Annotated in this window: 11 protein-coding genes and 2 tRNA genes; all 13 read right to left on the bottom strand. The window is 62.3% G+C overall.

Features of this window, described 5'->3' with window-relative positions; all coding sequences use genetic code 11:
* Positions 1-84: 84 nt before the first annotated feature.
* Entirely contained in the window at positions 85-354 is a 270-nt protein-coding gene (gene rpsO, locus LRS53_RS23295; protein WP_007162645.1) for a 30S ribosomal protein S15, read from the bottom strand.
* Between the two features lie 93 nt (positions 355-447).
* Positions 448-1,362 (bottom strand): tRNA pseudouridine(55) synthase TruB, encoded by a 915-nt coding sequence (truB, locus tag LRS53_RS23300; protein ID WP_027601370.1) that lies wholly within the window; start codon positions 1,360-1,362, stop codon positions 448-450.
* 2 nt (positions 1,363-1,364) lie between these two features.
* Complete coding sequence (gene rbfA / locus LRS53_RS23305; protein WP_007162647.1) at positions 1,365-1,748, bottom strand: 30S ribosome-binding factor RbfA; 384 nt, start codon at positions 1,746-1,748, stop codon at positions 1,365-1,367.
* 132 nt (positions 1,749-1,880) lie between these two features.
* A complete protein-coding gene (gene infB, locus LRS53_RS23310) occupies positions 1,881-4,436 on the bottom strand; it encodes a translation initiation factor IF-2 (protein ID WP_231357451.1) in 2,556 nt (851 codons plus the stop codon).
* A gap of 26 nt (positions 4,437-4,462) precedes the next feature.
* Positions 4,463-5,935, bottom strand: a complete 1,473-nt coding sequence (gene nusA / locus LRS53_RS23315) for a transcription termination factor NusA (RefSeq protein WP_017640621.1) — start codon at positions 5,933-5,935, stop codon at positions 4,463-4,465.
* Positions 5,936-5,984: 49 nt separating this feature from the next.
* A complete protein-coding gene (gene rimP / locus LRS53_RS23320; protein ID WP_007162650.1) occupies positions 5,985-6,443 on the bottom strand; it encodes a ribosome maturation factor RimP in 459 nt (152 codons plus the stop codon).
* 127 nt (positions 6,444-6,570) lie between these two features.
* A tRNA-Met gene (locus tag LRS53_RS23325) sits at positions 6,571-6,647 on the bottom strand.
* 87 nt (positions 6,648-6,734) lie between these two features.
* Positions 6,735-6,820 (bottom strand) — tRNA-Leu (locus LRS53_RS23330).
* A 16-nt stretch (positions 6,821-6,836) separates the two neighbouring features.
* Entirely contained in the window at positions 6,837-7,217 is a 381-nt protein-coding gene (secG, locus tag LRS53_RS23335; RefSeq protein ID WP_017640623.1) for a preprotein translocase subunit SecG, read from the bottom strand.
* Positions 7,217-7,975: a triose-phosphate isomerase gene (tpiA, locus tag LRS53_RS23340; RefSeq protein WP_231357452.1), complete on the bottom strand. Its 759-nt coding sequence runs from the start codon at positions 7,973-7,975 to the stop codon at positions 7,217-7,219. Before tpiA ends, secG begins: the two co-directional genes overlap by 1 nt.
* A 66-nt stretch (positions 7,976-8,041) precedes the next feature.
* Positions 8,042-9,379 (bottom strand): phosphoglucosamine mutase, encoded by a 1,338-nt coding sequence (glmM, locus tag LRS53_RS23345; protein ID WP_064308126.1) that lies wholly within the window; start codon positions 9,377-9,379, stop codon positions 8,042-8,044.
* Complete coding sequence (gene folP, locus LRS53_RS23350) at positions 9,379-10,242, bottom strand: dihydropteroate synthase (RefSeq protein ID WP_231357453.1); 864 nt, start codon at positions 10,240-10,242, stop codon at positions 9,379-9,381. The genes glmM and folP overlap by 1 nt, the downstream gene beginning before the upstream one ends.
* 7 nt (positions 10,243-10,249) lie before the next feature.
* On the bottom strand, positions 10,250-12,166 hold the full coding sequence (gene ftsH / locus LRS53_RS23355; protein ID WP_017640627.1) for an ATP-dependent zinc metalloprotease FtsH: 1,917 nt from the start codon (positions 12,164-12,166) through the stop codon (positions 10,250-10,252).
* Positions 12,167-12,486: the final 320 nt, after the last annotated feature.

Here is a 12,486-nt window from a genome sequence, read left to right on the forward strand (position 1 = left end):
CTGGCGGCCTTTCAAGCAAAAAAGCCGGAGGCCGGCGCGAGCCGACCTCCAGCTTCAGACTGCTTGCAGCAGGTCTGCATCGTATTAACGACGCAGGCCCAGGCGAGCGATCAGTGCGCTGTAACGAGAGGTGTCCTTGGACTTCAGGTAGTCCAGCAGCTTACGGCGCTGGTTAACCATGCGGATCAGACCACGACGGCTGTGGTGATCTTTGCCGTTGGCCTTGAAGTGACCTTGCAGCTTGTCGATGTTGGCGGACAGCAGGGCAACCTGCACTTCCGGCGAACCGGTGTCGCCTTCGCTCTGCTTGAACTCGTTTACGATCTGGGCTTTGTCTTCAACGCTCAGTGCCATGATAGGGCTCCTCTGAGGAACAGGCCGGGATGGATCCCGTGCTTAAGGAAAGAGGTGTGACCGTGCCTGCTGACAGCCACCCTCGGTATCGGTCTAGGACCGAATCAGTCTACGGGGAGCAACCTGCCCCTCGTCATCAATCTCGCCGATGCCGATGAAACGACCCTGGTCGTCCTGCACCCGCATCAAGCCGAATTTCGGTGCATTGGCCGCCCGGACGGGCTGACCGTGCAACCAGTAGTAGGCGCTGTGCTGCGTCAACTGCACCAGCGGCCAGTGCTCCAGGCCACTGTCGACCGGCAGCAGGAAGCGATCCAGCGCTTCGGAACCGCCTTCGGCGTGCGCCGCCTCCAGCTCTTCCAGGCTGATGGCCTGCGCCAGGCCAAAGGGGCCGGCCTGGGTGCGGCGCAACTCGGCCACATGGGCACCACAGCCAAGACGGGCGCCGAGGTCTTCGACCAGGGTACGCACATAGGTGCCCTTGCTGCAGGCCACTTCCAGCGTCGCACGATCTTCCTGCAACGCCAGCAGTTCCAGACGGGCAATAGTAACAGAACGCGCCTCGCGCTCCACTACTTCCCCGGCACGCGCCAGCTTGTACAGCGGCTGGCCGTCGCGCTTGAGCGCCGAATACATCGGCGGAATCTGCTCTATCTGGCCGCGGAAGGCCGGCAGCGCCGCCTGGATGGCCGCTTCATCGACCGCGACCGCCCGTCGCTCCAGCACTTCACCCTCGGCATCGCCGGTGGTGGTGGTGACGCCCAGTTGCGCCACGGTGCTGTAGCCCTTGTCGGCATCCAGCAGGTACTGGGAAAACTTGGTCGCCTCGCCGAAGCACAGCGGCAGTACTCCGGTGGCCAGAGGATCCAGACTACCGGTGTGCCCGGCCTTCTCGGCGTTGAGCAGCCAGCGGACCTTTTGCAGGGCGGCGTTGGAGGAGAAGCCGCGCGGCTTGTCCAGCACCAGCACGCCATGTACCTGGCGGCGAATACGCTTGACCTGGGCCACCCCTACTCCTCCCCTTCGTGGCGACGGTCTTCGGCGACCGCCCGCTCGATCAGGGCCGACAGCTGGGCGCCGCGACGAATGCTTTCGTCGTACTGGAAGCTCAGTTGCGGAACGGTGCGCAATTTCATCGCCCGACCCAGCTGCTGACGCAGGAAGCCGGCGGCGTCCTTGAGGATGCCGATGTTCTGCTTGATGGCGTCGGCATCGTCGTCCTTGCCCAGGACGGTGATGTGCACCTTGGCATGGGACAGGTCGCGCGCGACGTCCACGCCGGTGATGGTCACCATGCCCAGTCGCGGATCCTTGATCTCACGCTGGATCAGCAGTGCCAGTTCACGCTGCATCTGATCACCGATGCGCTGGGTACGGCTGAATTCTTTGGCCATGTCGAAACTCTCGTACGAAAGGCCGCAGACACCAGGCCTGCCAGCCATGAACCTTGGAAACGCGAACGGCAAGTCCGGACCTGGCAGGGGTCTGCCAGGTCCGCGACCTGCCGTCCTGGTGCAGAGTCGTCGTTACAGCGAACGGGCGACCTGAACCTTCTCGAACACCTCGATCTTGTCGCCGACGCGGACGTCGTTGTAGCTCTTTACGCCGATACCGCATTCCATGCCGGCACGCACTTCGGCCACGTCATCCTTGAAGCGACGCAGGGATTCCAGCTCGCCTTCGAAGATGACCACGTCTTCGCGCAGGACGCGGATCGGACGGTTGCGGTGCACCATGCCCTCGGTGACCATGCAGCCGGCGACGGCGCCGAACTTGGGCGAACGGAAGACGTCGCGCACCTCGGCGATACCCAGGATGTTCTCCCGGACGTCACTGCCCAGCATGCCGGTCAGCGCCTTCTTCACATCTTCGATGATGTCGTAGATGACGTTGTAGTAGCGCATGTCGAGGCCTTCCTGCTCGACGATCTTCCGCGCCCCGGCATCGGCCCGGACGTTGAAGCCGAACAGCACGGCATTGGAAGCCAGCGCCAGGTTGGCATCGCTCTCGGTGATACCACCGACGCCTCCGCCGACCACGCGCACCTGGACTTCGTCGTTGCCCAGACCGGACAGCGAGCCCTGCAGCGCTTCGAGGGAGCCACGCACATCGGACTTGAGCACGATGTTGAGGGTCTTCTTCTCGTCCTGGCCCATGTTCTCGAAGATGTTCTCGAGCTTGCCGGCGTGAGCGCGGGCAAGCTTGATCTCGCGGAACTTGCCCTGACGGAATAGCGCCACTTCGCGGGCCTTCTTTTCGTCGGTCAGCACGGTGAGTTCGTCACCGGCGTCCGGGGTGCCGTCCAGGCCGAGGATCTCGACCGGGATGGAGGGACCGGCTTCCTTGATCGGCTTACCATTCTCGTCGAGCATGGCACGGATACGACCGAAGTTGACGCCGACCAGGGCCATGTCGCCCTGACGCAGGGTGCCGTTCTGTACCAGTACGGTAGCGACCGGACCGCGACCCTTGTCCAGGCGCGATTCGATGACCACACCGCGACCGGGTGCTTCCGGCGTAGCGGTCAGCTCCAGGACTTCGGCCTGCAGCAGGATGGCTTCGAGCAGCTCGTCCACGCCGGTACCGGCCTTGGCCGAGACGTGCACGAACTGGGTGTCGCCGCCCCACTCTTCCGGGATGACCTGACGACCAGCCAGATCGTGCTTGACGCGATCCGGATCGGCGTCGGGCTTGTCGATCTTGTTGACCGCCACGACGATGGGGACACCCGCCGCCTTGGCGTGCTGGATGGCTTCCTCGGTCTGCGGCATGACGCCGTCATCGGCCGCGACGACCAGGATGACGATGTCGGTGGCCTTGGCACCACGGGCACGCATGGCGGTAAACGCGGCGTGGCCAGGGGTATCCAGGAAGGTCACCATGCCACGCTCGGTTTCCACGTGGTAGGCACCGATGTGCTGGGTGATGCCACCGGCTTCGCCCGACGCGACCTTGGCGCGACGGATGTAGTCCAGCAGCGAGGTCTTGCCGTGGTCGACGTGACCCATGACGGTCACCACCGGCGCGCGGTGCAGGGCCTTGCCACCCTCGAACTTGAGAGATTCGGCCAACTGGTCTTCCAGGGCGTTCTCGTTGACCAGCTTGACCTTGTGGCCCAGCTCTTCGGCCACCAGCTGCGCCGTCTCGCGGTCGAGCACCTGGTTGATGGTGGCGGGGGACCCCATCTTGAACATGAACTTGATGACTTCGGCGGCCTTCACCGACATCTGCTGAGCAAGCTCAGAGACGGTGATGGTCTCACCTAGATTGACTTCGCGCACTACAGGTCCTGTCGGGCTCTGGAACCCGTGTTGGTTTCGCTTCTTGAGTCGCGACTTGCCACCGCGACCGCCACGCCGGCCAAAGCCCTCTTCCTCGTCGTCGCCACTGCGCACGGTACGGGGAGCTGCGACCTTGTCCTTGATCGACGGGCGATGCTGGGCGTTCTTGCGCTCACGGCGCTCGTCTTCTTCGCGCTTGCTGCTCGGGGCAGGATGCACGGGACGACGCGGCTCTTCGCGCTTGCGCTCACTGGCCGGATCCGCTTTCTTGACCTCGACGGCAGGCTCGGCAGCGGGTTGCTGCTCGGCTACCACGGCCGGGGCTTCCGGCGCGGCAGGGGCTGCAGCCTCGGCGGAGACCGCCTGCTGCGCGGCCTGAGCAGCGGCTTCAGCCTGCTGCTGGGCAGCCGCTTCGGCAGCGCGCTGAGCCTCTTCCGCGGCACGTGCCTGAGCGGCGGCCTCTTCGGCGGCGCGCAGGGCTTCCTGCTCGCGGCGCTGTTCGGCTTCCAGCTCAGCGGGACTGCGCTTGACGAAGGTCTTCTTCTTGCGCACTTCGACACTGACTGTCTTGCTGCCGGCCACTTTCAGCGTGGTCTGGGTCTTGCGCTGCAGGGTGATCTTGCTGGGCTCGTCGAGCTGCGCAGTCCCCTTCAGGTGTGTCAGTAGCGCCTGCTTTTCCGCATCGCTCACCGTTTGCTCGGCGTTGCTATGCGTCAGACCTGCCTCGCGCATCTGCTGTAGCAGACGTTCCACCGGCGTATTGACCGTTTGGGCCAGTTCTTTCACCGTGACTTGCGTCATGCACTTCTCTCCTCAGACTGCGCCGCTTACTCGAACCAATGGGCACGGGCAGCCATGATCAGCTTGCCGGCACGCTCTTCGGTCATGCCGTTGATGTCGAGCAGGTCGTCGATCGACTGCTCGGCGAGCTCTTCGCGATTGACCACACCACGCTGGGCCAGCGCGCTGGCGAGCTGGGGATCCATGCCGTCGAGGGTCAGCAGATCTTCGCTGGGGCTCTTCTGTTCTTCGGTCGCGATGGCCCGGGTCAGCAGGCGATCCTTGGCCCGGGTACGCAGCTCGTTGACGATGTCTTCGTCGAAGCCATCGATATTGAGCATCTCTTCCATGGGCACATAGGCCACTTCCTCGAGGGAAGTGAAGCCCTCTTCCACCAGCACCTGCGCCAGTTCCTCGTCGACATCCAGCTCGTCGATGAAGCGCTGGATGATGTCGCCGGTCTCGGCCTGCTGCTTGGCGTTGATGTCCGCTTCGGTCATCACGTTGAGCGTCCAGCCGGTCAGCTGACTGGCCAGGCGCACGTTCTGACCGCCACGGCCAATGGCCTGGGCCAGGTTGTCCTCGGCGACGGCGATGTCCATGGTGCGGCTGTCTTCGTCGACGATGATCGAAGCAACTTCGGCCGGGGCCATGGCGTTGATGACGAATTGCGCCGGGTTGTCGTCCCACAGCACGATGTCGACCCGTTCGCCACCCAGCTCACCGGATACCGCCTGGACACGCGAACCGCGCATGCCGATGCAAGCACCCTGGGGATCGATACGCTTGTCCTTGGAACGGACGGCGATCTTGGCCCGCGAACCCGGATCCCGGGCAGCCGCCATGACATCGATCAGCTGCTCGGAAATCTCCGGTACTTCGATGCGGAACAGCTCGATCAGCATCTGCGGATCGGTGCGCGACAGCATCAGCTGCGGACCGCGGTTCTCGGTGCGGATTTCCTTGAGCAGGGCACGCAGACGCACGCCCATGCGGAAGGTCTCACGCGGAATGATGTGCTCGCGCGGCAGCAGGGCCTCGGCATTGTTGCCCAGGTCGACGATCACGCTGTCACGGGTGACCTTCTTGACGGTACCCGAGATGATCTCGCCGACCTTCTCGCGATAGGCATCCACCACCTGAGCCCGCTCGGCCTCGCGCACCTTCTGCACGATCACCTGCTTGGCGGTCTGGGCAGCGATCCGACCGAATTCGATGGACTCGATCTTCTCTTCGATCACTTCACCGGCCTTGACGCCGGGATGCTCTTCCTGGGCGTCTTCCACCGTCAGATGCGAATCGGGCAGCTGATAGTCTTGGTCTTCCACCACGGTCCAGCGGCGGAAGGTTTCGTAGCTGCCGTTGTGTCTGTTGATCGACACCCGCAGATCCACATCTTCTTCGTAGCGTTTCTTGGTAGCCGTGGCGAGAGCCAACTCCAGTGCCTCGAAGATGACGCCGGGTGGAACACCCTTCTCGTTCGAAACAGATTCCACTACCAGCAGAACTTCTTTGCTCATCTTACGCCTCGTATTCGCAATCCTTGGGATCCGCGGTCTCGCGCTCAAATCACTCGAAACGGGGAACGACGTTGGCCTTGTCGATCATCTCGATGGGCAGCAGATACTCATGCTCGTCCACCTGCACCACGACGTCCTGGTCTTCCACACCGCGCAGCAAACCCTGGAAATTACGTCGCCCTTCGAAGGGCGACCGAAGTTTGACCTTGACCTGTTCACCCGCATGGGCAGCAAATTGCTCCAGCGTAAACAGCGGTCTATCCATACCGGGGGAAGACACCTCGAGGGTGTATTCATTGGTGATCGGATCTTCCACATCGAGTACGCCACTTACCTGGCGACTGACAGCCTCGCAGTCTTCAACGAGAATGCCATTGGGATGATCGATGTAGACACGCAGTAGCGAATGCCGCCCTTGGGAGATGTACTCGACACCCCAGCAGACATAGCCAAGCGCCTCGACGACGGGGGCCAGCAAGGCCTGCAACTGTTCTAGCTTGCTCGACACCTGGTTGCCTCGCGTTTTTTGAGAATAAAAAATGGGCATTACGCCCATCCCTAAGAGGTCTGCGCAAGAAAGCGCGACCCGAACTGTCCAGCCAACAAAAAGCCCCTATAAAGGGGCTTTAAATAACTGGTTGCGGGGGCTGGATTTGAACCAACGACCTTCGGGTTATGAGCCCGACGAGCTACCAGACTGCTCCACCCCGCGTCAAAGCTGGAGCGAGATTATATTCAACTGAACTCTAGGAGTCAACCTACTCTCTCTCGCCGCGTCCTGCAGGACGTCTTTGCTATTTGGTGCCGAAGATGGGACTCGAACCCATACAGCCTGTGGCCACTACCCCCTCAAGATAGCGTGTCTACCAATTCCACCACTTCGGCATGAAACCTTTGAAACCTACTTGGACTCCTGGGGCACGTCCCCGGAAGTACCACCCTGGGCAGCGCGGGGCTGACTCAGGGGAACATCGTTACCATCCTGCTTCGGCTGAGGAGCCTGCTGGACCGGCTGAGTGGGCAAACCCACCTCACGCAGACCCAACGCACGGTCTTTGGCGAAATACGCCAGACCCAGGCTAGTCGCGAAAAAAACCGCGGCTAGTATAGCAGTAAAGCGACTCAGAAAGGTAGCAGAACCTTGACTACCGAACACGGTACCCGAGGCACCCGCACCGAAGGATGCACCGGCTTCGGCACCCTTGCCCTGCTGCATCAATACCAGCACGATCAGGCCAAGCGCCATCAGCAAGTGGATCACGACAACTGCAGTTTCCAACATTATCCACGTCCTGCAGCGCGGCAAATCGCACTGAACTCTTCAGCATTCAGGGAGGCTCCACCCACTAGCCCCCCATCGATATCCGGCATGCCGAACAACTCGGCAGCATTGGCAGCCTTGACACTGCCGCCATACAACAGCTGAAGGCCTTCAGCGACCCCAGCATCGGCTTCGCGCACCAGGGCGCGAATCGCCGCATGAATCTCTTGCGCCTGCTCCGGCGTCGCCGTCAGCCCGGTACCTATCGCCCAAACAGGCTCGTAGGCCACTACAGCCTTGGCGAAAGCCGCGACCCCGACTGCGTCGATGACCGCCTTCAGCTGGCCACCCACCACATCCAGAGTACGCTCGGCCTCCCGCTCTTCACGGGTTTCGCCGACACAGAGCACGGGAATCATCCCGCCCTCCTGGATGGCCGCGAATTTCTTTGCCACCACCACATCATCCTCGCCCAGCAGAGCACGCCGCTCGGAGTGCCCCACCAGTACGTAACGGCAACCGAATTCTGCCAACTGGGTCGAGGATACCTCGCCAGTCAGAGCCTTCTCGCCCGCGACGGGAGCACAGGTCTGCGCCCCCACCATCAGCGACGTTGCCGCCAGCGCTTCAGCCACCCCCGGCAGATGCACCAATGTCGGAATCACCACGACATCGACACCCGCTGCGCCATCTAACCCTTTCAAGCCTGCGACCAGCACCGACACGCCTTGCAGCGAGCCATGCATTTTCCAGTTACCGGCAACCAGGGAACGACGCATGCGTTTTACCTCAGGGAGCGAAGTGGGCGCAGATGTTACTCAATCGAAAACCGGCATGCAAGCAAATCAAGCACATACCTCGGTTATCAACTGAGCGAGCGCCTCGGCATGGGCCCGCACCTCACGCTCGTTCTCGCCTTCGACCATGACCCGCAGCAACGGCTCGGTACCGGATTTGCGCAGCAGCACCCGCCCCTTGCCGGCCATCTTCTCGGTGACCTCGGCACTGGCCTGCTTGACCCGCGGATTCTCCAGGGGATCCTGGCCGCCGCCGAACCTCACGTTGATCAGCACCTGCGGGCACTTGCGTAGCGCCATGCGCGCCTGGGCCAGGGTCTGACCGGCATTGCGCAGGGCGATCAGCACCTGCAGGGCGGCGATGGTGGCGTCACCGGTGGTGGTGTACTGGCAGCAGACCACGTGCCCGGAATTCTCGCCACCCAGCACCCAGTTGCGCTCCAAGAGCTCGGCCATCACATAGCGATCGCCTACCTTGGCGCGGACGAAGGGAATCTCCAGCTCCGCCAGTCCCAGCTCGAGACCGAGATTGCTCATCAGGGTACCCACCACCCCACCCTCGAGGCGACCACGACGCTTGAGATCGCGGGCGATCAGATAGAGCAGCTCATCGCCATCCACTGCCGCTCCGGTGTGATCCACCATCAGCACCCGATCACCGTCGCCGTCGAAGGCGATACCGAGATCGGCGTGCTGGTCGAGCACCGCCTGCTGCAGCCCCTCGAGGTGAGTGGAGCCACAGTCTTTGTTGATGTTGAGCCCGTCCGGCTGCACCCCCAGCACGCTGACATCGGCGCCGAGTTCGCGGAAGACACTGGGCGCGATCTTGTAGGTGGCGCCATTGGCGCAATCGAGCACGATCTTCAGGCCGGCGAAACTAGTCCCGGTCGGCACGCTGCTCTTGCAGAACTCGATGTAGCGACCGGCCGCATCATTGATGCGCGAGACCTTGCCGATACGCGCCGAATCCACCACGGTCATGGGCGTATCGAGCAGCTCCTCGATCATGGTTTCGAGCTCATCGGGCAGCTTGGTGCCGGCGCCGGAAAAGAACTTGATGCCATTGTCGTAGTAGGGATTGTGTGACGCACTGATGACAATGCCGGCACTGGCCTGGAAGGTCCGTGTCAGGTAGGCGATCCCAGGGGTTGGCATGGGACCGAGCAACATGACATCGGCACCGGCAGCGGACAGCCCGGCTTCCAGGGCTGACTCGAACATGTAGCCCGAGTTGCGGGTGTCCTTGCCGACCAGCACCCGACAACCGCCGCGACTGCGAAAGGCAATGCCCGCCGCCCAACCCAGCTTGAGCATGAAATCCGGGGTGATGGGATAGGTGCCGACCTTGCCGCGAATGCCATCGGTTCCAAAATACTTTCTTGCCATCAGTTTTGTTCCTGCCTGAAGCCTTCGACCGCGGTGATCATCTTCACCACGTCCACCGTTTCCGCCACATCATGGACCCTGAGGATCTGCGCGCCCTTGACCAGCGCCAGGGCCGCCAGGGCCAGACCGCCCGCCAGGCGCCCCTCCACAGGCCGCCCGGTGACCGCGCCGATCATGCTCTTGCGCGAGACGCCTACCAGCAAGGGTAGCCCAAAGGCGAGCAACTCGGCTTGTCGCTTGAACAGTCCGAGATTGTGCTCGAGGGTCTTGGCGAAGCCGTACCCCGGATCAAGCACCAGCCGCTCGCGTGCGATACCAGCCGCTTCGCAGCGCCTGACCTGCTCGGCCAGAAAAGCACCTACCTCGCCTGCGACATCGGTATAGACGGGCGCCTGCTGCATGGTGCTGGGCTCCCCCTGCATGTGCATCAGGCAGATCGCCAGATCGCTCGCGGCGGCAGCTTCGAGAGCGCCAGACCGGCGCAGCGAGCGGACGTCATTGATCAGGCCGGCGCCCGCCCTGGCACCTTCGCGCATCACCGCGGGCGTGGAAGTATCCAGGGAAATGACGACATCCAGCTCTCGGGCGATCGCCTCGACCACCGGGATGACCCGATCGAGCTCCTCCGCCTCGGACACCGCTGGCGCCCCCGGGCGAGTGGACTCTCCACCGACATCGATGATGGCCGCACCAGCGTTCACCATCCCTTCGGCATGGCGCAGAGCGCTTTCCACCGCCGTATAGCGACCACCATCGGAAAAGGAGTCGGGGGTGACGTTGAGGATGCCCATGACCTTGGGCGCGTCAAAAACAAGAACCCGATTGCCGCAAGGCAATCGGGTCGAAGGAAACGGATTGAACATGGGTGTTTCAGTGTTCTCCGGCTGGACCACCGATGGGGGTTTCCGGACGATCGCTACCACTCTGGGGCGCTGGGGCATCACCGGTAGGACCACCACGGTCATGCCAGTCACGCGGCTCGCGCGGGACCTTGCCGGCCATGATGTCGTCAATCTGATCGGAGTCGATGGTCTCGTACTTCATCAAGGCATCGGCCATTAGCTCGAGCTTATCGCGGTTCTCGTCCAGTAGCCGCTTGGCGGTGCCATAGCAGTCATCGATGATCCGGCGAATTTCCAGGTCGATCTGCTTGGCGGTTTCGCCCGACATGTTGCCGGCGCCACCACCACCCGAGCGACCCAGGTAGCCTTCGTTCTCTTCCTCGCCATACAGCAAAGGACCGAGCTTTTCGGACAGACCCCACTTGGTCACCATGTTCCGCGCCAGCGAAGTCGCCCGCATGATGTCATTGGAGGCACCAGTGGTAACGCCTTCGAAACCCAAGGTCATCTCCTCGGCGATACGGCCACCGAACAGCGAGCAGATCTGGCTTTCCAGTGCCCGCTTGGACAGGCTGTAGCGATCTTCCTCGGGAAGGAACATGGTCACGCCCAGGGCCCGACCACGGGGAATGATGGAAACCTTGTAGACCGGATCGTGCTCAGGCACCAGGCGACCGACGATGGCGTGACCCGCCTCATGGTAGGCCGTGTTGCGCTTCTCCTTCTCGGACATGACCATGGTCTTGCGCTCGGCGCCCATCATGATCTTATCCTTGGCCAGCTCGAACTCGCGCATGTCGACAGTGCGCTTGTTGGCACGCGCGGCGAACAGCGATGCTTCGTTGACCAGGTTGGCGAGGTCAGCACCGGAGAAACCCGGGGTACCACGCGCGATGACACCGGCATCGACGCGCTCGCCGACCGGCACCTTGCGCATGTGCACCTTGAGGATCTGCTCGCGACCACGGATGTCCGGCAAGCCGACCACCACCTGGCGGTCGAAACGACCAGGACGCAGCAGCGCCGGGTCCAGGACATCGGGACGGTTGGTGGCGGCGATGACGATGATGCCATCGTTCATCTCGAAGCCGTCCATCTCGACCAGCAACTGGTTCAGGGTCTGCTCACGCTCGTCGTGCCCACCGCCCATGCCGTTGCCGCGATGACGACCGACCGCATCGATCTCGTCGATGAAGATGATGCAGGGAGCGTGCTTCTTGGCCTGGTCGAACATGTCGCGGACACGGCTGGCGCCGACACCCACGAACATCTCGACGAAGTCCGAACCGGAGATGGTGAAGAACGGCACCTTGGCCTCACCCGCCACGGCCTTGGCCAGCAGCGTCTTGCCGGTACCCGGCGAACCGACCATCAGCACACCACGGGGAATGCGGCCACCCAGGCGCTGGAACTTGCCCGGATCACGGAGGAACTCGACCAGCTCGGTGACCTCTTCCTTGGCTTCGTCGCAACCGGCGACGTCGGCAAAGGTGGTTTTGACCTGGTCTTCCGACAGCAGGCGTGCCTTGCTTTTGCCAAAGCTCATAGGGCCGCCGCGACCGCCGGCACCTCCCTGCATCTGGCGCATGAAGAACATGAAGACGGCGATGATCACCAGGATCGGGAAGCTGGCCACCAGCAGCTGAGTCCAGATGCTCTGCTGCTCGGGCTGCTTGCCAGTGATGGTGACGCTGTTGTTGACCAGATCGCCGATCAGGCCATTGTCCTGGATCGCCGGACGGATGGTCTTGAAGGGATCGCCATCACGATGCTTGCCGGTGATGACATAGCCATCCACGGTCACGCTCTCGATCTGCCCGTCCTTCACCTGCTGGATGAAGTCGGAGTAGTTGAGCGTTTGGGGTTCGTTGGGGCTGGAGAAGTTGTTCATCACGGTGACGAGCACCGCGGCGATGATCAGCCACAGGATCAGATTCTTTGCCATGTCGTTCAATTGACTACCCTCTGCGCCGGTTTCGTGGGTAAACCGTTCGAAGCGAAACCGGCAGTGACCGGTAAGTTACTACACAAAGCCTGGCCCACGGCAGACATCGTCTGTAACGCTATATGAGTCTTCTGCCTTTGACTCTAGGGCAATGCAGACGTTGCGGCCATCAATTCTCTCAATTGCCCCTAAAACCGCGACCCAATAGATATTGCTGGCGCGATCTGGTCCCGCGACGCGGAAGGCGGCGCCTGAGCCTCTGCCCGTAGGACTCAACCGCCCTGAAACAGGCGGCAGTTTCCTAGCAGCAGAGCGCCCTG

This window comes from Pseudomonas sp. PLB05 (assembly GCF_021106615.1).
GTDB lineage: Bacteria > Pseudomonadota > Gammaproteobacteria > Pseudomonadales > Pseudomonadaceae > Chryseomonas > Chryseomonas benzopyrenica.

Coding starts and splice junctions, on each gene's coding strand:
- nusA (WP_017640621.1), bottom strand. CDS start 5,935: ATGAGCAAAGAAGTTCTGCTGGTAGTGGAATCTGTTTCGAACGAGAAG.
- rpsO (WP_007162645.1), bottom strand. CDS start 354: ATGGCACTGAGCGTTGAAGACAAAGCCCAGATCGTAAACGAGTTCAAG.
- folP (WP_231357453.1), bottom strand. CDS start 10,242: ATGTTCAATCCGTTTCCTTCGACCCGATTGCCTTGCGGCAATCGGGTT.
- tpiA (WP_231357452.1), bottom strand. CDS start 7,975: ATGCGTCGTTCCCTGGTTGCCGGTAACTGGAAAATGCATGGCTCGCTG.
- rbfA (WP_007162647.1), bottom strand. CDS start 1,748: ATGGCCAAAGAATTCAGCCGTACCCAGCGCATCGGTGATCAGATGCAG.
- secG (WP_017640623.1), bottom strand. CDS start 7,217: ATGTTGGAAACTGCAGTTGTCGTGATCCACTTGCTGATGGCGCTTGGC.
- glmM (WP_064308126.1), bottom strand. CDS start 9,379: ATGGCAAGAAAGTATTTTGGAACCGATGGCATTCGCGGCAAGGTCGGC.
- infB (WP_231357451.1), bottom strand. CDS start 4,436: ATGACGCAAGTCACGGTGAAAGAACTGGCCCAAACGGTCAATACGCCG.
- ftsH (WP_017640627.1), bottom strand. CDS start 12,166: ATGGCAAAGAATCTGATCCTGTGGCTGATCATCGCCGCGGTGCTCGTC.